The 21744-nt window shown below is 64.1% G+C and carries 18 protein-coding genes and 1 pseudogene; 7 read left to right on the forward strand and 12 right to left on the reverse strand.

What is annotated here, in order from left to right; translation table 11 throughout:
• Positions 1-277: 277 nt before the first annotated feature.
• A pseudogene (locus tag PG896_RS21250) lies at positions 278-370 on the forward strand (subclass B2 metallo-beta-lactamase); the annotation flags it as partial.
• Between the two features lie 193 nt (positions 371-563).
• On the opposite strand, the gene PG896_RS17085 reads toward PG896_RS21250, so the two are convergent.
• Positions 564-959 (reverse strand): hypothetical protein, encoded by a 396-nt coding sequence (locus PG896_RS17085; protein WP_043155361.1) that lies wholly within the window; start codon positions 957-959, stop codon positions 564-566.
• Between the two features lie 234 nt (positions 960-1193).
• A complete protein-coding gene (locus PG896_RS17090) occupies positions 1194-1703 on the reverse strand; it encodes a hypothetical protein (RefSeq protein WP_050485224.1) in 510 nt (169 codons plus the stop codon).
• A gap of 246 nt (positions 1704-1949) precedes the next feature.
• On the opposite strand from PG896_RS17090, the gene PG896_RS17095 reads away from it, so the two are divergent.
• Positions 1950-3407: a DUF2235 domain-containing protein gene (locus PG896_RS17095; protein WP_043155360.1), complete on the forward strand. Its 1458-nt coding sequence runs from the start codon at positions 1950-1952 to the stop codon at positions 3405-3407.
• Between the two features lie 79 nt (positions 3408-3486).
• Here the strand turns inward: PG896_RS17095 and PG896_RS17100 are convergent, their stop codons facing one another.
• The 7 genes from PG896_RS17100 to PG896_RS17130 form a co-directional block, all read right to left on the reverse strand.
• The gene (locus tag PG896_RS17100) at positions 3487-4764 is read right to left on the reverse strand and encodes a ferredoxin reductase family protein (protein WP_420703382.1); all 1278 of its coding nucleotides are present in this window, start codon (positions 4762-4764) and stop codon (positions 3487-3489) included.
• 239 nt (positions 4765-5003) lie between these two features.
• Positions 5004-6257, reverse strand: coding sequence for a DEAD/DEAH box helicase (locus PG896_RS17105; RefSeq protein ID WP_043155356.1), 1254 nt, complete (start codon positions 6255-6257; stop codon positions 5004-5006).
• A gap of 102 nt (positions 6258-6359) precedes the next feature.
• Positions 6360-7835 (reverse strand): GGDEF domain-containing protein, encoded by a 1476-nt coding sequence (locus tag PG896_RS17110; RefSeq protein ID WP_043155354.1) that lies wholly within the window; start codon positions 7833-7835, stop codon positions 6360-6362.
• A 219-nt stretch (positions 7836-8054) separates the two neighbouring features.
• The gene (locus PG896_RS17115) at positions 8055-8708 is read right to left on the reverse strand and encodes a DUF799 domain-containing protein (protein ID WP_039041300.1); all 654 of its coding nucleotides are present in this window, start codon (positions 8706-8708) and stop codon (positions 8055-8057) included.
• Positions 8705-9064 carry a DUF4810 domain-containing protein gene (locus tag PG896_RS17120; RefSeq protein WP_010672939.1) on the reverse strand — a complete coding sequence of 120 codons (360 nt, stop codon included), beginning with the start codon at positions 9062-9064 and terminating at the stop codon, positions 8705-8707. The genes PG896_RS17115 and PG896_RS17120 overlap by 4 nt, the downstream gene beginning before the upstream one ends.
• 11 nt (positions 9065-9075) lie before the next feature.
• A complete protein-coding gene (locus tag PG896_RS17125) occupies positions 9076-9747 on the reverse strand; it encodes a CsgG/HfaB family protein (protein ID WP_029313711.1) in 672 nt (223 codons plus the stop codon).
• Between the two features lie 89 nt (positions 9748-9836).
• Positions 9837-10745, reverse strand: coding sequence for a LysR family transcriptional regulator (locus tag PG896_RS17130; protein ID WP_043155350.1), 909 nt, complete (start codon positions 10743-10745; stop codon positions 9837-9839).
• A 246-nt stretch (positions 10746-10991) separates the two neighbouring features.
• On the opposite strand from PG896_RS17130, the gene PG896_RS17135 reads away from it, so the two are divergent.
• A complete protein-coding gene (locus tag PG896_RS17135) occupies positions 10992-12218 on the forward strand; it encodes an MFS transporter (protein WP_270835985.1) in 1227 nt (408 codons plus the stop codon).
• A gap of 7 nt (positions 12219-12225) precedes the next feature.
• Here the strand turns inward: PG896_RS17135 and PG896_RS17140 are convergent, their stop codons facing one another.
• Positions 12226-12687 (reverse strand): hypothetical protein, encoded by a 462-nt coding sequence (locus tag PG896_RS17140; protein WP_103260778.1) that lies wholly within the window; start codon positions 12685-12687, stop codon positions 12226-12228.
• Between the two features lie 165 nt (positions 12688-12852).
• Here PG896_RS17140 and PG896_RS17145 point away from each other — a divergent pair, with 165 nt between their 5' ends.
• Positions 12853-13761 (forward strand): SAM hydrolase/SAM-dependent halogenase family protein, encoded by a 909-nt coding sequence (locus PG896_RS17145; RefSeq protein ID WP_270835986.1) that lies wholly within the window; start codon positions 12853-12855, stop codon positions 13759-13761.
• 445 nt (positions 13762-14206) lie between these two features.
• On the forward strand, positions 14207-16102 hold the full coding sequence (locus PG896_RS17150; RefSeq protein ID WP_270835987.1) for a PhoX family protein: 1896 nt from the start codon (positions 14207-14209) through the stop codon (positions 16100-16102).
• Positions 16103-16326: 224 nt separating this feature from the next.
• Here the strand turns inward: PG896_RS17150 and PG896_RS17155 are convergent, their stop codons facing one another.
• Positions 16327-18276, reverse strand: a complete 1950-nt coding sequence (locus PG896_RS17155) for a MacB family efflux pump subunit (protein WP_442866200.1) — start codon at positions 18274-18276, stop codon at positions 16327-16329.
• A 2-nt stretch (positions 18277-18278) separates the two neighbouring features.
• On the reverse strand, positions 18279-19436 hold the full coding sequence (locus tag PG896_RS17160) for an efflux RND transporter periplasmic adaptor subunit (RefSeq protein WP_104455310.1): 1158 nt from the start codon (positions 19434-19436) through the stop codon (positions 18279-18281).
• Positions 19437-19584: 148 nt separating this feature from the next.
• On the opposite strand from PG896_RS17160, the gene PG896_RS17165 reads away from it, so the two are divergent.
• Complete coding sequence (locus PG896_RS17165; RefSeq protein WP_104455311.1) at positions 19585-20265, forward strand: response regulator transcription factor; 681 nt, start codon at positions 19585-19587, stop codon at positions 20263-20265.
• 14 nt (positions 20266-20279) lie between these two features.
• Complete coding sequence (locus PG896_RS17170; RefSeq protein WP_270835989.1) at positions 20280-21599, forward strand: HAMP domain-containing sensor histidine kinase; 1320 nt, start codon at positions 20280-20282, stop codon at positions 21597-21599.
• Positions 21600-21744: the final 145 nt, after the last annotated feature.

Consider the following 21744-nt stretch of genomic DNA (forward strand, 5'->3'; position numbering starts at 1 on the left):
CGATTAAATCAGATCACAAACGAAGCCTTTTTTCTATCTATTTCAATTGGTTGTAGCTAAAGATCCTGTACATGAGTCCGAATAAAGATACGGTGAGAGAGATGCCTGCAGATTGCTCTTCATACAAACATGGAGAGAAGAGGCTATTTTCACCATCTTCACCCTGGCTTCACACAACCTCATTGTCCCCTCATAAATCCCCCGTATTTTCTGCCCACTGATAAATGGGCCTGCTTGCCGCAAGGTGGCGAGGGGCCAACGAGAGGGAAGCAAGACGATGAAATCCTGGATCAAATACGGGCTGGCCGGGGCCTTGATACTGGTGGCGAGCTTCTGGGGCGGCAGCGTGCGGGCGGCGCAGATGCCCCTTGGCTCGGATGGCGCCCTGCCGGGGCAGACAGTCGCCAAGGCGGTACTCCCGACGGGGGCCCATTTCCAGCCCCTGGGGGCTCTGCCATCGGTTGTTGCCGGGCGTGGCACCTGAGGGAGTTGATACCGGCCTTTTTAACCAGACCGGGCCGGTGATTTCACGGCACAGTGCCCATCAACACAGGTCGGGCTGGCTACTGCGCCCGATATTGCGCATCCAGCCAGGCGATGGCCGCTTGAGGGTCGTTGAATGCCTGGATATGGCCCGGGTGGGTGAGGGAAAGGCAGGAGAGGGCGATATGATGGAGCACCTTGGCCGAATAGAGGGAGGCGATGGCAACCAGATTCTTCTGGGTCAGCCACTGATAGGTCTCCTGCAGATGGGGCAGGGCGGAGAGCACCACCCCCTGATGCTGGCGATGGTCCACCAGGGCGCAGAAACGCTTACCGTCGAGACTGTTTACCACGCGCTTAATCTCCGTAATCCACGCCAGCATACCCTCTTCATTGAAAGGGCCGATAAGCTCGCAGGTGACCAGGTGTTCCTGCACATTGAAGATGAACTCACCGTGCTTTTTATCAAAGGACATACAACATTCTTATCCATGACCAGGGGCGGCAAGATGATGCTTATTCATTCCGTATGCATCAATACCCGAATGAGGGTTTTGGTCATGAAATCGTATTGCTGCGTTGACGCCGGGGGTAAGGTGCTTGTCCGTGATGGCGATACGAGAACAACAGGCGGCGCCAGTGTATTTCATCCGGATGCCGGGTAGTCCGGTCTGCATCCAGGGTGGCAATGCTCCTGTTTGCCCAGGCCCTTATCCCGGGGTGTCTTGCCCGGAAGGGGGGACTGCCTTGGTGAGGGCGTCGATGGCATTGGGGACGAATCGCTCGGAAAAACCGGCGATAAAGGCCCAGATGACGGCTTTGGCGGCATCCAGATTGGTTGCAGGAGAGGCCAGGGTCAGCAGAGTCTGCAAGGAGACATAGGGGTGCTCCATGTGTTTGAACTTGGGAAACAGGTCCCCCTGGAGCAGGCTGCTGGCAAAGAGCCCGTAGGCGATAAAGCCGAGAATGCCGGAAAAGAGCAGGGAAACATAAAACTGCGTCACGATCACCCGGGGTTGGCTGATGTGGGCGATGGCACCGCTGTCGTGCAGCCTGGCGAGGCGGTAATAGTTGTTGATGACGGCCCCCACCGATCCGGCAAAGAAGATGGCGGTCATGATGTTGGAAATGAGCGGGATGGTTTGCAGCAGCAGTATCAGGGCAAGGCCTCCGAAGGAGATGAGGCCGCTGATGGCCAGGTGTTTGTAGTAGCGATCCATGGGTAGCTCCACATTGGGCAAGAGACCCCGTTGAGGATAGCCAGCCCATGGCGAAAATGACCCGAAAAGGCCGGTGCAGCAGTGCCCGGCCTTTGTCTCTTCAAAGAAGAGATCTCTTAACTAATTTGTGCTCTTGGAGGAACAAAGGTGATGTAACAACAGTGGGGTCGCCAATGGATGGACTAGCATAAAGCGTCATACGGTACCGAGGTGGTAACCGTGATATCCCCGCGTAAGGAGTGCGTGATGGCTAGAAAATTGATTGTTTGCTGCGATGGAACCTGGAACAGCGAAGACAACAAAGATGACGGTGTGCTGGCGCCTACCAATGTATTCAAAATCTTCAATGCCCTGCGCTGTGACGAAACCCAGCTTACACGTTACCAGAGCGGGGTTGGCAGTGGTGGTCTGATCGACAAGGTGATGGGAGGCACGATCGGGCTTGGGCTCAGTGAGGATATTCGTGACTGTTATCAATGGTTGGCGACTCATTACCAAGAAGGAGATGAACTTTTCTTGTTTGGTTTTAGTCGTGGTGCGTTCACGGCCCGTAGCCTCGGGGGCATGATTGGGCGATGCGGCATAGTCCGATTCGCCTCTGACGAAGGGATGGGCGAGGTGGTGGAGCGGATTTACGATCAGGGATATCGCAAGAAGCAGCTGTTGGCGGATCTCACCTTTTATCCAGACTCTCAAGCTATCCGCTTCATTGGGGTATGGGATACTGTCGGCGCTCTCGGTATTCCCGATGACAAGGGATTGCTGAACTTGCTCGACCGTCCCGACAACTACCGTTTTCACGACGTCCAGCTTGGCCAGCATATCAAGACGGCACGCCATGCCGTCGCTATCGACGAGAAACGAGGCAGTTTCACGCCGACTCTCTGGGATCCGGCCCCAGGGCGAGACATGCAGCAGATCTGGTTTGCCGGGGTTCATAGTGACGTGGGTGGCGGCTACAAGGAACACGGGCTTTCGGATATCACTCTGGCCTGGATGATGGAGGAGGCTGGCCAGTGTGGATTGGTGTTCAGGGAGTCAGCAAGCTCGCAGCTACATCCTGATCCTGCCGGCCTGCTGCACGAATCCCACGTCGGTCTGATGAAGCTTTTGCTCACCTCGCCGCGCAGCTTGCCGAATCTTCGCTCCGCCGAGGTCCACAAGTCAGTGGATGATCGGCGCAAGCTCTCTCCCATCAATCAGCTTCCCTATCTACCCACCAAGGAGTGGTCACCGGAAGGTTCGATCACCCTGGATGTCTATGCCCGCCATCCATGGTATTGGACTGGTATCTATCTGGAGGCTGGCCGCCATTACCGCTTCAGCGCTCATGGTGAGTGGCATGACTCCCACGTGCCAGCGGGCCCGGAGGGGGTGCGCGACAAGGCGCTTGCACACCTGTTGGGTGATGCGCTTGGCAAGATTGAGCGCTTCTACGGCATAGTGACTCGCAACAGTCAGGCCAATGTTCCTGCTACCAAGCGGCTGGAAGAGGCGGAATGGTTTGCCCTGATAGGGGTGGTGGCGGATGCGGGTAACCCGGACAACGATGGCACTCCGGCGCGGCCCAGCACCTTTGTGATCGGCAAAGAGGCCAGCATTAAGCCGACCAAGAGCGGTTATCTCTACTGTTTTGCCAACGATGCCTGGGGATATTACGAGAACAACCGTGGCTTTGTGACGCTCACGGTGAGCCGCGACTAATAGCGGCTGGGTGACGATAAGGGCTTCCCTCGGGAAGCCCTTTTTATGTCTCGGGTGACGCGGTGAGGTGTGTCGAAGGTCAGCGAAAGCGAAACAGCTCCCGGTGCAGCGGGGTGGCCAGATGGGCATCCAGGGTGTGGGCCATGGGCTCGGGGCCACAGAACCACACCGGAGAGTGCTGGCGCTCGCCCAGGGCGACCAGATCCAGTCGGCCGCGCTCGGACTCCAGATGCAGCCGGTAGTCGATCCCGACCCTGCGGCACAGATCGGCCAGCCGACTGTGATAGGGGGCGGCCTCGGCGGAGGGGGCGCATTGCAGCAAGGTGGTGCCGGGGCGTTGTTCACCACGGCGTACCAGGGCCTCCAGCCAGGCGATGAAGGGGGTGATGCCGATACCGGCGCCCACCCAGAGCGCGGGGGCCGGATCCGGCAGGGCGAAGGCGCCATAGGGGCCGGTCACGATCACCGTATCCCCCACCTTGAGGTGGCGGTGCAGCCAGCGGGTGTGATCCCCGAGGGCGCGCACCGCCAGGGTCAGGGTGCGGCAGTCTGCCGAGACATCGACCAGGGTGTAGGGGTGGGGCTCGCCGCGCCCGGCAAAGTCGAAGAAGGCGAACTGCCCCGGGCGATAGCCGAGCAGGGGCGCGGTGAGGCCAACCCGGATCTCCAGGGTGCGCTCGTCCAGAGGGGTGAGGGCGCTGACCGTCCCCTGACGGCGTGCGTCCCGTCCCACCCGGCCAAACAGGGAGTAGAGCGCCCCCAGGGCACCCAGCCCGCCGCCGATAAGCAGGGTCAGGCCGACCGGGGTCAGGGCGCCGATGCGCGGCAGCAGGCAGAGCCCGTGCAGCCAGCTCATCAGATAGATGACCGGGGCCAGCCGGTGAACCACCCGGAAGCGCTCGTAGCGCACCACCGCAAGCAGGCTCACCGCTACCAGGGCCAGCAGCAGATAGAAACCCCATTCCCCCAGGGTATTGCCGAGTTCGTGCCACAGGTCATCGCTGCCTGCGCCTGCGCCTGCACCGCGGCGTGCCGGCCGGGTCAGCCAGTCGGCGGCGACGGCCCACTTGGGGGCTTCCACCAGCAGCCAGTGGGCCACCAGGGTGCCGGTGGCCCAGAGGGCGCTGCTGCGATGCAGGTGCAGCATGCGATCCAGCCCGCCGCACCAGGCTTCGAGCCTGGGCAGGCGCAGGGCCAACAGCAAAGAGAGGGTCATGGCACCAAGGCCAATCAGACCGGTCAGGATCAGCAGTTCGTGGCGCCAGGGCCAGAGACCGGCGGGCCACTGGGTCAGGCCAGCAAGCCAGAGCAGGGTGAGGGTCAGGGGCAGGGCCCAGACGAGGGATGCGGGTTTCATGATGTCCTCCTTGTCCATGCCTCCATTGCACGCCTGCTTTGTGGCGAAAGTGTGCCCCCTGACTACCTCTTTTGTAGCAGAGTGTGGCAAAGGGTCGCCGGGTCAGGGCAAGCGGACTGAGGAGGAGGGCGCGGAGCAGAACAGGGGGGCAGGAAAGCGGTTGGCGTCACCCCACAGGCCTGGGTCTGGAGAGTGGTGATGCTGGGGCAGGCGCATGGCTGTCCCAGCAAACAGTCGTGTCAGGATTTTCGTCCCTTGCCGCCCTTGTTGCCCGCGAGGGCCTGCTTTCTGGCCTTCTGCTTCTGGGCGCCCTTGCTGGCGCGGCGCGGCTCGGGGTCGAAGCGGGTGAGATCCGGCTCAAAGCCCGGGAACCACTGCTGGGGCAGGCGGGTATCGAGCACGGCTTCGACTTTTTCCAGCAGGGGCGCATCTTCCGGGCTGAACAGGGTGATGGCGAGCCCCTTGTTGCCGGCGCGGCCGGTGCGCCCGATGCGGTGGACGTAATCCTCGGGCTGATGGGGGAACTCCAGATTGATCACATGGTTGAGCTCGCTGATATCGAGGCCGCGAGCCGCCACGTCGGTGGCCACCAGGGCCTGCAAGGTGCCTGCGCGAAACGCCAGCAGCACGTTTTCCCGCGCGCTCTGTGACAGATCCCCGTGGAAGGCCAGCGCATTGATGCCCCCCTTGCCAAGCTGCTGGGCCAGCTTGTCGGCCCCCTGGCGAGTGCGGCTGAAGATCAGCGCCGGCGCCCAGCCCTTCACGGTCAGCATGTGCTCGACCAGCGCCACCTTGCGATCGCTGTCCACCGCATAGACCCGCTGCTCCACCTCGGCCGCCGTGGTGTTGCGCGGTGCCACTTCCACCAGCGCCGGGTCGCGCAGCAGTACCTTGCAGAGGGCAAACAGGTTGTCATCGCAGGTGGCCGAGAACAGCAGGGTCTGGCGATCCGCCGGGATTTGCTTCAACAGCGCCTGGATCTCGTCCATAAAGCCCATGTCGAGCATCCTGTCCGCCTCGTCAAACACCAGATGGCGCAGTTCGGCCAGCGTGAGCGCCCCCTGGCGCAGGTGATCGAGCAGGCGGCCCGGGGTGGCGATGAGGATATCCACCCCGGCGTTCAGCGCCTCCACCTGTGCGGCGATGCTCACCCCGCCGTAGACCAGCGTGCTGGTGAGAGTGGTGCCCCTGGCGTAGCGAGTGACGCTCTCGGCAACCTGCACCGCCAGCTCGCGGGTCGGCACCAGCACCAGTGCGCGGATGGGGCGGGGGCCATCGCTCGTCGGGTGTTGCAACAACTGCTCCAGCAGGGGCAGCACGAAGGCGGCGGTCTTGCCGGTGCCGGTCTGGGCGCCCGCCATCAGATCCCGCCCCGCGAGGATCAGGGGGATGGCGCTGGCCTGCACCGGGGTGGGGGCGGCGTAGCCAAGCTCGGTCAGGGTTTGCTGCAAGCGGGGGGAGAGGGCCAGTTCGGCGAAAGTGGCAATGGACATAGGGCACCAGTATGGGGTTATCCCGCCCCGTGGCCGGGACGGAAACAATCAGCGTGGGCGGGATGGTAACAGATAGCAGGGGAGCGGCAGAAGCCGGGCCGCTCAGGGGGGCGAATTGTCACCCGGATCGCGGACAAGGCGGATGGTCTGCCCCTGGTAATAGGCGATATTGCGCTTGCCGTGCTGCTTGACGTGATAGAGCAGGTCGTCGGCCAGTTGCACCGCCTCGGCCACCGTCAGGTAATCGCGAATGCGGGTTACTCCGGCGGAGAAGGTGATGGGGGCGGGCAGCTCGGGGATGCGCAATGGCCGCTCCAGCAGGCGGGCGGCGGAGTGATGCATCATTTTGTCATCGTCCATCCCCTTGAACAGCACGATGAACTCTTCCCCGCCCCAGCGAATGGCGACATCGCCCTTGCGGATATTGGTCTTGAGGTGATTGGCGAAGGCGACGAGCGCCAGGTCACCCACCCCGTGACCATGGGTGTCGTTGACGGACTTGAAGTTGTCGATGTCGAGGATCATCAGGTAGTCGTGCTCCCGCAGCAGCGCCTGATTGAGGATGTCACGGCGTGGCAGCCGGGTCAGGTGGTCGGTCTGGGCCAGGATGCGCAGACGGGTAACCAGGCTGCGCCCCGTCAGCATGATCAGCAGCAGAATGATGAGATAGAGCTTGAAGGCCGCCCCGTAGAGCACGGACCGGATGAAATCGCCGTAACTGTATGACCACTTGAGGTAGAGATCATTGCCTGCCTGAGTGCGCATCAGCGGCGTGCTCAGGCAGAGGTGGAACGGGCGGCAGGGCTCGACCTCTTCGAAGGAGAGGACGGTCCGGGTCGGATTGAGGCTCTCGAAGGGGTGCAGCACATCCTTGAACGCCCGGTCGACGGCGATGTCGATGCCCTTGAGTCCATAGCGGTAGTCCTTGATGGCGGGCTCGTAATAGACGAAGGGGAAGTAGAGGGTGATGGTATTCAGTCCGGTGAAGGTGTCGGTGTAGATCTCGGATACCCAGGCTTCATCCGTGCTGCAGGGGACATGGGTGGCCGCGAAGGAGGCGCAACCGAAAAAGTGGGTCCAGGGCTCGATGTCATTGAGGTCGGTGTTGACCGGGAGCAGCTGGCTCGGCAGCATCCCCTTGTTGGCGACCATGCCAAGCAGGCGGCGATCGTCATAGAAGGCGTAGAGGTTGAGGACCTCGGAGTTGGAGATGACGTACAGGTAGGCGAGGAGCATCTGGTTGGCCGGGGGCAGCACGGGAATGACCGCCAGGCGCTTCAGGGTGGGGAGATCATAGCCATAGGCATAGGCCGCCGCATCCCCGTTCTCGCTGAAGATGGGCATCTTGATGCTGCTGTTGTCGATGAAGTCAGCCAGTTTCTCTGGCGCCAGGATGCGGGCCCGCTGATAGAACACCTCGAACAGGTTGGCTTGCTTGGCGGTAATGAGCGCCATATCGTGCCTGATGACGAAGTAGGTGTAGTTGGCTACCAGCCCGAGCCCTGTCAGAGCCAGACATAGCCAGCCAAACCGGTAGAGCCATTGACGGGGGATGATACGCAACAGTGATCCAGCCATGCAGTGAACTCGTCCATGGTGACAGAGGCCATTCTTGTAACTGATTTTGCCGGGCATCACCAGATGAAGTTGGTGGGTCGTCACCCGGCATGCGCAAGAATGAGCCAACAATATCAAAAAGATAGACGATGAGGCGTCATGCGATGTCAGGCAGGGGAAAGGGGGGGCGACTGAAACAAGAGGGCATGGCGCCCTCTTGTGTGGACTGTGACGGGCGCCTTAGCGAGCCTGGTATTTCGGCGAGCGGGGGCCAGGGAGGATGCCGTTGGGCATGTCGGCACTGAGCAGCCTGACGCTGGTGATACCGGCGATTTCATGGCCCTTGTCGGTAAGGGTGTTGGCAATCTGATTGACCACCGCCACCACCAGCATGCCGATGAGGCCGCCCCCCGAATTGCCCTGCTGCTCGGCACTGCTGGCGCTGGCACTGCCTTCCCACAACAGCTTGCCGGTGCGCAGATCCACCAGGCGGGCACTGGCGGTGACCACTGTCTCGCTGGAGATGACCAGATAGCTGGTGCCGTACTCCTTGATGTCGAGGTAGAGGGCGGTATCGGCTCCGTAGATCTCGTGGAGCTTCTTGATGGGCAGCGCCTGGATGTCGGCGGGCTCGGTCACGCCGTTCTGCCGGAACGTCTCGTTGGTGACCGCTACCGGCAGCACGTAATAGCCGGACTCGGCGAGCGGATAGGTGATCTGGGATTGCAGGCTGGGGCCCGCCTTGATGTCCGGCGAGTGATTCACCGGCGGCAGCACCAGAATGGAGGTCGGTCTGCTCTCCTTGAAGTTGCTGTAGTCGTAGCCGGGGCCCTGTGCACAGCCGCCCAGGAGGAGGGCGCCCAGCGTGAGGGCAAGGAGGGTGCGCAGGGTCATTGGGTCTCTCCCTTCTTGTTGGACATCAGGAAGTTCATGAAGGGGGCCGATTCGGGGAAGAGGCGCTTCTCGGTTTCGAACTGCTCGCGAGTCTGGGCATCCTTGCCGAGCTGGGCGTACAGCATGCCGAGGTGAGCGTGAAAGCCCGGTGGCACAGCCTGCCCCTTGGCGCTTGCTTCTTGCTGGTTTTTCTCCAGTGCATCGATCTGCGCTTCGACCCCGGTGTCGTCACCCTGCATGTGCTGGTAAACCACCCCCTGATATTGATCCCAGTTGTAGAGCGTCTGCGGCCCCTGGGCGCAGGCGCTCAGCAGCAGGCCGCTGACCAGCAACAGGGAAGGACGGAACAGCGTCATCTCGTCTCTCCTCATTGGGCCGGGCGCCAGGCACCGGTCTCGATGCCGTTCACCAGATTGTTGACAGCCTCGCGGATGGCGAGATCCAGCACCTTGCCGTTCAGGGTGGAGTCGTAGCTGGCGGTGCCGCCGAAGCCGACGATCTCGCGGTTGGAGAGTTCGTACTCCCCGGCACCCTGGGAAGAGAAGACCACTTCCGAGGTGGTGACGTTGACGATGTTCAGGTTGACCTTGGCATAGGCGATCTGTGACTTGCCGCGACCCAGGATGCCAAATAGCTGATGATCACCGACTTCCTTGCGACCAAACTCGGTGACGTCGCCGGTGACCACGTAGTCGGCGCCCTTGAGTTGCTGAGCCTGTTGCTTGATCCCGGCTTCGGCCTGGATCTCCGCCATGTTGTCGCGATCCAGCACGCTGAAGCGGCCGGTCTGCTGCAGGTGGGTGATCAGCACGGTTTTCGCCTGGTTGCCCAGCCGGTCCACGCCGTCGGAGAAGATGCCACGCATGTAGCTGGAACGGTTGTCGAACTTGCCGACGGCGATGGGGCTGCGTGCGCCCTGATAGTGGCTCTGATAGGAGGCAACCTTGGGCACCTCCAGGGTGCGCGACGACTCGCTCGCACAGGCTGTCAGCAAGCCCGCCATCAGGATGACACTGGATGAAACAACAAACTTCTTCATGTAAGGCCCCGTTATCAAAGGAAAAAACAGCGGCGGACTCTAACATGGTTCGTTGCGAAGAAAGTGCCCCGTATGGGGGGCATACCCGCTCAATCCCTGTGCGTTTGACAGGGGGTGGCGGAGGGCTGGGTCTGTTGCAGGGGCTGGAACACCTCCTCCAGGGCTGCCACCAGGGCACGCATGCGGCCCGTCTTCTGCACATCCGGGTGCAGCACCATCCAGATGTCGATGGGATCGTGCTGGTCAGGCAGCAGGCGCACCAGGGCGGGATCCTCCTCGGCGAGGAAGGTGGAGAGCAGGGCGATGCCGAGCCCCTGCCGGGCGGCCGCCATCAGCACCAGCTGGGCATTGCTCTGCAGGACCACGTTGGGTTCGTGGAGCGGTTCGCCGCACAGACTCAGCCAGTGACGGGCCACCAGCTCTCTGGGAAAGAGCAGCAGGTCGTGTTCTTGCAGTGCCTGACCCGAGCGGGGCGTGCCCCGCCTGGCCAGGTAGTCGGGAGAGGCGTAGAGCCCCATTTTGATGGTGGCGAGCCGTTTGACCACGAGATCTCCCTGCTCGGGGCGCACGCTGCGAATGGCGAGATCCGCCTCCTGATTGGGGATGTCGCTCACGCTGACGGCGGTCAGCAACTTGAGGCGGATACCGGGGTGGCGCTGGCGCAGCAGGGTGAACGCGGGCAGCACGAAGCCCTGGGCCAGGGTGTCCGTGGTGGCGATGCAAAGCTCCCCTTCCAGCTCCCCCAGGCTCGCGGTGCGCATCATGGCCAGGGCCGCCTGCGCCATGGCCTCGGCCTGGGGCAGCAGCGCTTCCCCCAGGGGGCTGGGGCGATAGTGTCTGGGGGTGCGGATAAACAGCTTGGCCCCCAGCTGCTGCTCGAGCAGGGTGATCCGCCGCCCGACGGTGGCCTGATCCACCCCGAGCTCGAGTCCGGCCTGCCGCAGGCTGCCCCGCCGTGCCAGGGCCAGGAAGAAGCGGGCATCGTCCCAGTTGATCATGCTTGCTCCTCACTCAAGCAGAACGCCTGATTGGCGCCGCAATATTAGATGCCAGCGGGGATGGCAGCACAAGGGGATAGACCGGGTCCGGTGCGTGCCTGCGGCTCCCCTGCCAAGGGCGCGCGCCACCCCGACGTGATGCAGGATTGAGTCGGCGTGATGCAGAACTGCCGCAGTCCGGGGTGGGGGGGATCGCTATGATGTCGCTCCCGATTGCGGTTTCATTCGTCTGCCACTGGAGTGTCCATGTCTGTCTCAAGCGCCCCGGCTTGCGAGCCAGGTCAGGTTGTCCATCCTCGTCTGCGCTGGTTTCTCTCCCTCGCCCTGATGTCGGCCCTGCTCAACAGCAGCGTGCCTACCCCGCTCTATCCCCATTACCAGGCGGCGCTGGCTCTGAGCGATCTCGGCCTCAGCCTCATCTATGGCGGCTATGCGGGGGGCGTGCTCATCGCCTTGTTCGGGGTGGGCAACCTGGCAGGACGCGTGGCGGATCTGCGCACCCTGATCCTGCCTGCCCTGGTGGCGGTCGGGGGCGGGGCCCTGCTCTTCTCCCTGGCCGACAGCTTCTGGGCCCTTTTGCTGGCGCGGCTGCTGGCCGGGATTGGCACGGGCAGCCTGACCGGCGCCGCCAATGTGGCGCTGCTGCGTTTTGGCCCCAGGGATGGGGGCAAGCGGGCGGCGCTTAGCGCCACATTGTCTTTCACCGCCGGGCTGGCCCTTGGCCCCGTGTTCAGCGGGCTGGCGCTGCAGCAGGATCTCTACCCGACCACGCTGCCGTTTTTGCTGATCCTGGGGATGGCGGCCTGCGCCATCGGGGGGCTGGTGTTGAGCTGGCCCAAAGGGGTGAGGGAGACGGAGGCCGCCCCGAGCGGGCAGGGGGGCGGATCCCTGGGGGAGGGGCTCAGGGCCACGGGGGCCGGGTTCTTCCTTTGCGCACTGGCGCTCTTCACCGCCTGGGCGGTGGCGGCCAGCTTGCTGGCCATGGGTCCCAAGGTGGTGAGCGAGATGCTGGGCATGACGGATCTGGGGCTGTTCGGCTATCTTGTCGCGGCCTATCTGGTCTTCTCCGGGCTTTGCCAGCTCTGGGCCCGTCGCCTCGATGCCCGCCATACCCTGCAAAGCGGCGTGCTGGCCCTGGCGCTGTGCGTGCTGCTCTTTGCCGGGGCCGTTCACGGCCTGCCCATCTGGCTGGCGGGACTCGGGCTGCTGGTGGCGGGCTATGCCCAGGGGGCCGTGTTCGTGGGCAGTGCGACCCTGATCAATCGCATCGCGCCCCCGGCCAGCCACGCGCGGCTGCTCTCCCTCTTCTATGTGATCGCCTATGTGGCGAACTGGGTACCCGTGTTGCTGGGCTGGGTGAGCGACGGGGCCGGTCTTGGCGTCGCGCTGGATCTGCTCTTCATCGGCAGCACCCTGACAAGCCTGGGGCTGGCCTGGGCGGTGTCTCGGCGGCGCTTCGAACCCGCTGTGTGACAAGGCATCACCCATCGACCAGGACGACGCTCCCGGCATCCAGGTGGTGCATCCACTCCCGCAGGATCAGCAGGGCGGCGGCGATGCGCCTCTCCCTCGGCAACTGGGCCGATGCCAGGGGATCCCCCTCCACCATGGCGGCAAGCTGGCCGAACAACCGCTCAATGTTTTCCCGGCTCTGCACCCGGTTGCCGAGCACCTCGGTCAGGGGCTCCGGGCTTTGCAGGTGCAGCACGGGGTGGGGCGGGATCCGTGCCGCGAGGGGCATCAGTACATCCTCCACCACCATGATGGCCTGCTCAAGTTCCAGGGGCGTCGGTGGATCCCGGCGAAAGGGTCCCGGGGTCAGGGCATCGAGCCCCAGTGTCAATGCAAATGTCTGGCTGGTGCCATCGGCCGCGGTGAGCGCGACCTGGCTTCGGGTATTGCCCAGGCTCAGCAAAATGGTGTCGTGATGCTCTCTGGTCATCTGGGTGCTCCTGACGTCGGATGCCCCATGGATACACCCGGTGGAGCGCTGTGGCGAGGGGTTTCCCCCCATTCGGGCAAGGGGGGTTGCAAAGGTGTCATGAAATGGCACTCTGGACGTCTAGATTTCTATTTCTCTGTTGCATCCTTCACAAGGAGTCCTGATATGGATATTCGTACCGCTCCCCGCGCCCTCGTACTCGCTCTCTCTCTGGTGGGGGCGAGTGCCCTTGCCAACGAGGCCCTGGTGTTCCAGACCGACTTCGGTCTCAAGGATGGCGCCGTCTCGGCCATGAAGGGGGTCGCCTTCGGGGTGGACCGCACCCTGCCGCTCCATGACCTGACCCACGAGATCCCGGCCTACAACATCTGGGAAGCCTCCTACCGCCTCTATCAGACCCTGCAATACTGGCCCGCGGGTACCGTCTTCGTCAGCGTGGTGGACCCCGGTGTCGGCACCGAACGCAAGTCGGTGGTACTCAAGACCAGGAGCGGCCACTACATCGTCAGCCCGGACAACGGCACCCTGACCCTGGTGGCGGAGCACTTCGGCATTGAGGCGGTGCGCCAGATCGACGAGAAGACCAACCGCCTCAAGGGCTCCGAGAAGTCCTACACCTTCCACGGCCGCGACGTCTACGCCTACACCGGCGCGCGCCTCGCCTCCGGTGCCATCAGCTTCGAGCAGGTGGGGCCTCTGCTGCCCGCCGAGGTGGTGACCATCCCCTATCAGCCGGCGGTGGCCGAGCAAGACGGTACCCTCAAGGGCACCATTCCGATCCTGGACGTGCAGTACGGCAACGTCTGGACCAATATCGACGACAGCCTGCTGACCAAGGCGGGTATCCACAAGGGGGACAACGCCTGCATCAGGATCAGCGAAGGGGATGCGCTGAAATACGAGGGCAAGGCCCCCTACGTCAGCAGCTTTGGCGATGTGCCGGAGGGCCAGCCCCTGGTCTACCTCAACAGCCTGTTGCAGGTGTCGGTGGCCCTGAACATGGACAGCTTCGCCGCCAAACACCAGGTGCAATCCGGCGCCAACTGGCATATCAGCCTGAAGAAGTGCAACTAGACGCTGCCAGCGGGTGCTATCCGGTACAAACGGGCATAGCCGCCTGAAGAAGTGCAACTAGACGCTGCCAGCGGGTGCAATCCGGTATAAACGGCATATCAGCCTGAAGAAGTGCAACTAGACGCTGCCATCAGGTGCAATCCGGCGCCAACTGGCATATCAGTCTGAAGAAGTGCAACTAGACGTTGCCATCGGGCGCTATCCGGTACAAACGGGCATAGCAGTCTGAAGACGTGCGGCTAGATAGAGGGGAGAGCTTCTGTCGGCGATGTGTCTCTTGGGGCGGTGGGACTGGTGTCCACCGCCCCTTGTCGTTGGCGGTGGCGTCTTGCCGGGCCAGCCGGTTATCTCATCATTTGTCATCCTCGTTTAATAAAGCGCTGCCATGCTGTGGCCGGACGCCGTGATGACGCAATGATTGCGCCGAGATAACAAGGAAAAGCCGATGAGCCGTTTTGACGAGAAAGACAGTGCCAACCACCCCCGCGAGCAGGAGCCGGCATTCAACCGCCTCATCGAGGCGGGCCTGAGCCGCCGTGGCTTCCTCAAAGGGGTGGGCGCCGCCAGCATGGTGGCCTTCTTTGCCGCGAGCCCCGTGGCCCAGGCCGTGGCTGCCGCCACCCGGCCGCTGCTTGGCTTCCAGGCCGTGCCCGTCTCGGTGGCCGACACCATAGTGGTGCCGCCCGGCTACAAGGCCGAGGTGCTGATCGCCTGGGGAGATGCCCTCTTCCCCGATGCCCCCGCCTTTGCCCAGGGCAATGACGCCAAGGCCCAGGCCCGCCAGTTTGGCGACAACAACGACGGCATGAGCTTCTTCTCCCTGGGGCCGGATCGCGCCCTGCTCGCCGTCAACAACGAATACACCAACTACGAATACCTGTTTGCGGATGGCGGTAAGACCCTCAGTGCAGAGGCTGTCGCCAAGGCTCAGGCGGCCCACGGGGTTTCCCTGGTGGAGCTGGTGCGCATCGATGGCAAGTGGCAGGCCAACCCCAAGGGGGCCCTCAACCGCCGCATCACCGCCACGACCCCCATGACATTGAGCGGCCCGGCGGCGGGCCATGCCCTGCTCAAGACCCAGGCCGATCCCGAGGGGCGCACCGCCCTTGGCACCTTCAACAACTGCGCCAATGGCCAGACCCCCTGGGGGACCTACCTCACCTGCGAGGAGAACGTCAACGGCTACTTCGGCAGCGAGGGCAAGCCGGTGCTGGACCAGCGCGCCGCCCGCTACGGCCTGGCCGCCGAGGATGCGGGCTTTGGCTGGCACAAATTTGACGAGCGGTTCGATCTCGCGAAGCATCCCCAGGAGCCGCACCGCTTCGGCTGGGTGGTGGAAATCGATCCCCGCGATCCCGCCTCCACCCCGAAGAAGCGTACCGCCCTTGGCCGCTTCAAGCATGAGAATGCGGCCTTCACCATCAACCAGGATGGCCGCGCCGTGGTCTACCTCGGCGACGACGAGCGGGGGGAGCACATCTACCGCTTCGTCTCGAAGAACAAGGTGGCGCCGGGCAACGATCCTGCGAACCGGGATCTGCTGGATGAGGGCACCCTCTATGTGGCTCGCTTCGAGGCGAGGGAGGGGGAGCTCAAGGGCACCGGCCAGTGGCTGCCCCTGGTGCACGGCCAGCACGGCCTGACCCGGGAGAACGGCTTCGCCGATCAGGGGGAGGTGCTCATCTTCGCCCGGGAGGCGGCGACCCGGCTGGGCGCCACCACCATGGACAGGCCCGAGTGGGTGGCCGTGCATCCCCACAGAGCCGAGGTCTACTGCACCCTGACCAACAACAAGAACCGCGGCCTCAAGGAGAACCAACCTCTCGATGGCGCCAACCCCAGGGCCGAGAACCCCTATGGCCAGATCATCCGCTGGCGCCCGATGGGGGACGATCACGGGAGCGACAGCTTCGAGTGGGATCTCTTCCTGCTGGCGGGCAACCCTGGCGTGCACAAGGAGGGGCTGATGGCGGGCAGTGCCAACATCCATCCGGACAACATGTTCAACAGCCCGGACGGCATCGGCTTCGACGAGGCGGGGCGGCTCTGGATCCAGACCGACGGCGATTACTCCAACGAGAAGCAGTTTGCCGGCATGGGCAACAACCAGATGCTGTGCGCCGATCCCGCGAGCGGCGAGGTGCGCCGCTTCCTGACCGGCCCTGTGGCCTGCGAAATAACGGGCCTCACCTTCACGCCTGACTGGCGCACCCTGTTCGTCGGGGTGCAGCACCCGGGTGAGGAGGGGGCGCCCTCCCATTTCCCGGACGGCGGCACCGCCATTCCCCGCTCCGCTGTGTTGCGGATCACCCGGGACGATGGCGGCATCATCGGCGCCTGATGGCCCGGGGTAACCGACTGGCCCGTGATGACAAAAGCCGCCTTCGGGCGGCTTATTTTGTGGGTATGGCGGGCGGGAAACAAAAAAAGACCGGGTACGGGACCCGGTCAAAGAACCCGCGCATTCAGGGAAGAAGTGCGGGCGTTCAGGCTTGGTGGCGGGGCCGGGCATCGGCCCCCGATCCGGTGTCGGGGTGAGTGGCGTCACCCCGGCGTCAATGCGGGCTATTCGCGCTCCAGTGCGTGGATGGGATCCAGCCTGGCTGCCCGGCGGGCCGGGGCGAAGCCGAATATTACCCCGATCAGGCTGGCGCAAAGGCAGGCCACCGCCATGGCGGCAAGGGAGTAGCTCATCCGGACGCCGCTGCCGAGGTGGTCGAACAGTTGGCCCAGCAGCAGGGAGAGGGCGATGCCGAGCACGCCCCCCAGCAGGCAGATCAGCACGGCTTCAATGAGGAACTGCTGCTGGATGTCCCGGGTCCGGGCGCCGACCGCCATCCGCACCCCTATCTCCCGGGTGCGCTCGGTGACCGAGACCAACATGATGTTCATCACCCCTATGCCCCCGACGATCAGGGAAATGAGGGCGATGAGGGCGATCAGCGTGGTCAGGGTGGCGCTGGTCTGGCTGATGGTCTGGCGGATGCTGTCGGTGTTGAGCAGGAAGAAGTCCTGGCTGCCGTGGCGCAGGGTGAGCAGGCGGCTGATGCCGTCCTGGGCGGCGTCCAGGCTCACCTCGTCCCGCACCCGCACGCTGATGCTGCGCAGATGGCTCTGCCCCAGCAGGCGGCTCATGGCGGTGGTATGAGGGATCCAGACGTTGAGGGTCTCGTCGCTGCCAAAGCCGCTCTGGTTCTTGATGGCGACCCCGATCACCCGGCAGGGCAGATCCCCCAGCAGGATCACCTGGCCCAGGGGGGACTGGGTCGGGGCGAACAGCTTGTCCCGGGTGTGCTCGTCGATCACCACCTCCTGGGCCAGGCTCTCCTCGCTCTGGCGATCAAAGCCCATGCCTTGGGCCAGGCGATAGCCCCTGACCTGGAAGAACTGGGCGCCGACGCCGTTGATGGTGCCGGAGACGGCGGTGTTGCCAAGACGCAGGGTGGCGCTGGTGCTGAGGCTGGGGGTGACGCTGTGCACGTAGTCCAGCCGGGCGATGGCCTCGGCGTCCCCGATCCGCAACGTCTGTATGGTAGCGGAGCGCATGTCCCCGAAGCCGCGGCCGGGGAACACCTCCAGGGTGCTGGTGCCCATGGCGTTGATGTTCTCCAGCACCCGCTCCCGGGAGCCCTGGCCGAGGGCCACCACGGTCACCACCGAGGCGATACCTATGATGATGCCGAGCATGGTGAGAAAGGTGCGCAGACGCTGGGCAACCATGGCCTTGAGGGCCATCTGCAGGGCATTCCCGAGCCCCGCCATCCGCGGGGTCTTCCCCCTGGCGGACGTCTTGGTGGCGGCCTGGGGCGCCTGGGGAAGGGCCTGTGGCTCGCGCGTGCGGCGATCGGCGATCACCCGGCCATCTTTCAGTTCGATGATCCGCTCGGCGTGGCGGGCGATGTCCATGTCGTGGGTGACGATCACCAGGGTGTGGCCCTGGCGATGCAGAGCTTGAAGGCTCGCCATCACCTCGGCGCCGCTCTGGCTGTCGAGGGCTCCGGTCGGCTCGTCGGCCAGGATCACCTCGCCGCCGTTGATGAGGGCGCGGGCGATGCTGACCCGCTGCTGCTGGCCGCCGGAGAGCTGGCTTGGCTTGTGTTCGAGCCGGCTGGCGAGGCCGAAGCGGGTCAGCAGGGCCTCGGCCCGCTGGCGTCGCTCGGCCGGATCCAGACCGGCGTAGAGGGCGGGCACCTCCACATTGGTGCGGGCATCGAGATCCGCCAGCAGGTGATAACGCTGGAAAATGAAGCCGAAGTGCTCCCGGCGCAGGGCGGCGAGCTCGTCCCGGCTGAGGGTGGCAGTATCGCGCCCGGCCACCAGATAGGCCCCCTCGCTCGGCTGATCCAGGCAGCCCAGCAGGTTCATCAGGGTGGATTTGCCGGAGCCCGAAGCGCCGACGATGGCCACCATCTCTCCACGGGCGATCGCCAGATCGATGCCATCGAGCACGGTGACGGTGCGCTCACCCTCTTTGAAGTGGCGGCGGATGCCCCGCAGTTGCAACAAGGTGCCCATGGTCACATCCCCATGGGGGGCGGCATGCCCCCGGCGGCGTTGCTCTGGCCTGCGTTCACTTCGCTGACGATGACCCGCTCACCGGTGCTCAGGCCCGACAGGATCTGGGCATCCACCTTGTTGTTCAGGCCGACCTTGACCCGGCGCAGGCTGATCCGGCCTCCGTCGTCGATCACCCTGACCTGATCCCCCTGCAGGGCGATGGCCGGGATCACCAGCGCATCTTTGAGCCGGGCGACCACCAGATAGACCTGGGCCGTCATGCTGATCCTGAGCTGACCATCCTGGTTGGGCACCTCGAACAGGCCGTGATAATAGATGGCGCTGCTGTCGCTGCTGCTGGTGGTGTCGTCGTCATTGATGGTGTCGGGGGCGGGCTCGATGGCCCGCAGGGATCCCTCGAAGCGGCGCTGGCTGTTGCCAAGAATGGTGAAATAGACCGGCATGCCGACCCGGACGTTGATGACGTCGGCCTCGGAGATCCTGGCCTCCACCGTCATGGTGTCGAGCTGGGCAATCTTGAGCAGGGTAGGGGTGCTCTGGCTGGCGTTGAGGGTCTGCCCCTCCTCCACCGGCATGGCCACCACGGTACCGGAGAGGGGGGCCAGGATCCGGGTATACCCCAGGTTGACCCGGGCGGTGTCCACCGCGATCTCGGCCTGCACCCGCTGGGCGTTGAGGGCCCGGATATCGGCCAGGGTCTCGTCCAGGGTCGCCTTGGCGCTGTCATGGTCGGCCGTGCTGCCAAGACCTCTTGCGACGATCTGCCGCTGGCGCTGGTATGCCAGGCGGGCATTGCGAAGGGTGGCCTCTTTGGAATCCAGCTGGGCCTGGAGGTTGTCGCGCTGGGCCAGGGCATCCTTGAGGGCGTTCTGCTGGGGCAGATCGTCGATCTCGACCAGCAGATCCCCCTGTTTGACCTCCTGCCCCAGAGTCACGTGCAGTTTCTTGATCTGGCCCGATACCTGGGCGCCCACGCTCACCTGCTTGCGCGCCTTCAGGGTGCCGTCCGCCATGATGAGCTGCTCCAGATCCCGGGTCTCGGTACTGGCGGTGATGTAGTCGCTGGCGGGTGCCTTGGCTTGGGGGCGCCAGGCCAGCAACAGGGCGAGGGCGCACAGAGGCAGCAGCCAAAAGAGACGAGGGGAGAACGTGGGCATGACAACCTGTATCCTGAATGACGATCACGGCGGCACTCTACCCCAGAGCCGGGTTAAGGCTCTTTGCGCCAAGCGTAAGGGTTTCGTAAAAATGGCTGCCAAGGGCGGAGCAAGCGGCGAAAATGGCCACCGACAAGGGAGACCCTATATGAAGATCCTGCTGGTGGATGACGACGCCGAACTGGGCGTCATGTTGAGTGAATACCTGGGAGGGGAGGGGTTCGAGACCACCCAGGTGCTGACCGGAGGGGAAGGGGTGCACCATGCCCTCTCCGGCCGTTACAGCGCCCTGCTGCTGGATGTGATGCTGCCCGATCTGGGGGGGACTGAGGTGCTGCGCCAGGTGCGCCAGCGCAGTCGCCTGCCGATCATCATGCTGACCGCCAAGGGGGACAACGTGGATCGGGTGGTGGGGCTGGAGATGGGGGCCGATGACTATGTGCCCAAACCCTGCTACCCCAGGGAGCTGGTGGCCCGGCTGCGGGCCGTTCTGCGGCGGGTCAACGAGGGGGGGAGCGCAACCCCCTCGCCGGATGCCCTCATCCTGGGGGATCTGACGGTCACGCCGGCCAACCGGGTCTGTCTCTGGCAGGGGGAGCCGCTGGAGCTGACCGCCACCGAGTTCAACATGCTGGTGTTGCTGGTGCGAGCACCGGAGCAGGTGGTCACCAAGGACATCCTCTCCCTGCAAGGGGTGGGGCGCCCGCGGGAGGCCTATGATCGCAGCGTCGATGTGCACATCTGCAACCTGAGGCAGAAGCTGCAACAGAAGGCGGGGGAGGCCGTCACCATAGAGACGGTGCGCAGCATAGGGTACAAGATACGGTGATCCTCAAGGGACGTTTGTTCTGGAAGATTCTGCTGGGGTTCTGGCTGGCCATAGTGCTGGTCAGTCAACTGCTCTGGCTCGGTTTTCGTGCCGAGCGTGACCCCCCGGAAGAGCACCTGGCCCAGCAGTTGGCGAGCCAGCATCTGGAGATGGCGGCAGCCGTGCTGGCAAAGGGGGGAATCGAGGCTGCGACGGCATTGAGCCAGGCCATGTCGCCGCCGTTGCTGCAGATAACACTCCTCGATGTCTCCGATGCGCCTCCCCGGCCAGCGCCCCGGGCATCCAGGTTGACAGCCTCCGGGGAACCTGGCCCGGGCATCGTGCTGACACGCACCGTGATTGCCAGCGACGGGCAGACCTATCTGCTGCAGACCAGAGTGGACCCGCGCGTCCTCCCCGGCGGGCCGGCTCCCGGCCCCCTCTCCTGGCTCAACATTCCCCCGCCCATGCTCTGGATTGGCGGCCTGGGGGGACTCTTGTTCAGCATTCTGTTCGCCTGGCACCTGACCCGGCCCATGAACGCCCTGCGGCGCAGCTTCGATCGGGTAGCCAGGGGGGATTTGGGGGTCAGACTCTGGCCCGCTCTGCGCTGGCGCCGGGACGAGCTGACGGAGGTGGCGAAGGAGTTCGATCTCATGGTGGAGCGGTTGCAGCAACTGGTCGAGGGGCGCGAGCAACTGCTTCACGACGTCTCCCACGAGCTGCGATCCCCCCTGGCCCGCATCCAGATGGCCATCGGCCTGGCGGAGCAGCGCCCGGAGAAGGCGAGCGACGCCCTGGCGCGGATCCGGCTCGAGACGGAGCGGATGGACAGGATGATAGGGGAGCTGCTGACCCTCTCCCGTGCCGAGCAGGGCCACGGGCTTGAGCAGAGCCACTACGACCTGCTGGCGCTGGTGGAGACGGTTGTCCAGGATGCCAGGTTCGAAGCCCAGCAATCCGGAGTCGAGATAGCGCTCGAGGCGGCGCTGGGGGAGGGTTGTCTCCTGCTGGGGCATGCCGAGCTGGTGCGCCGCGCCGTGGATAACGTGGTGCGCAACGCACTGCGTTTCTCGCAGTCGGGCCAGATGGTGAATGTTCGCGTGCTGCGCCTGGGCCAGGAGGTGCAGCTCTCCATCGCCGATCGGGGGCCCGGGGTGGAGGAGGGGAAGCTGGCGGGGATCTTCGATCCCTTCGTGCGCATCGGCTCACCCCGCATGGGCAAGGGCTACGGGCTCGGGCTCGCCATCGCCCGCAAGGCGGTGATTCTGCAGGGCGGTACCATCCTGGCGCGCAATCGCGCACAGGGGGGGCTGAGAGTGACCATGACGCTACCCCTGCATGACCCGTCCTGAGGTACGCGGCTCAGACCCGAGTGGGGTAAAACCCCGGTAATGAAAGAGGGGGCCAAGGCCCCCTGCTCGGTATCTATTCACCAGGACGGGGTTGACGGCATCAGTTCTGCCGGGATGGGATAATCTGTCTTCTCGATGCACGCCC

Origin of the sequence: Aeromonas sp. QDB30 (genome assembly GCF_027707645.1) — a bacterium.
Lineage (GTDB): Bacteria > Pseudomonadota > Gammaproteobacteria > Enterobacterales > Aeromonadaceae > Aeromonas > Aeromonas caviae.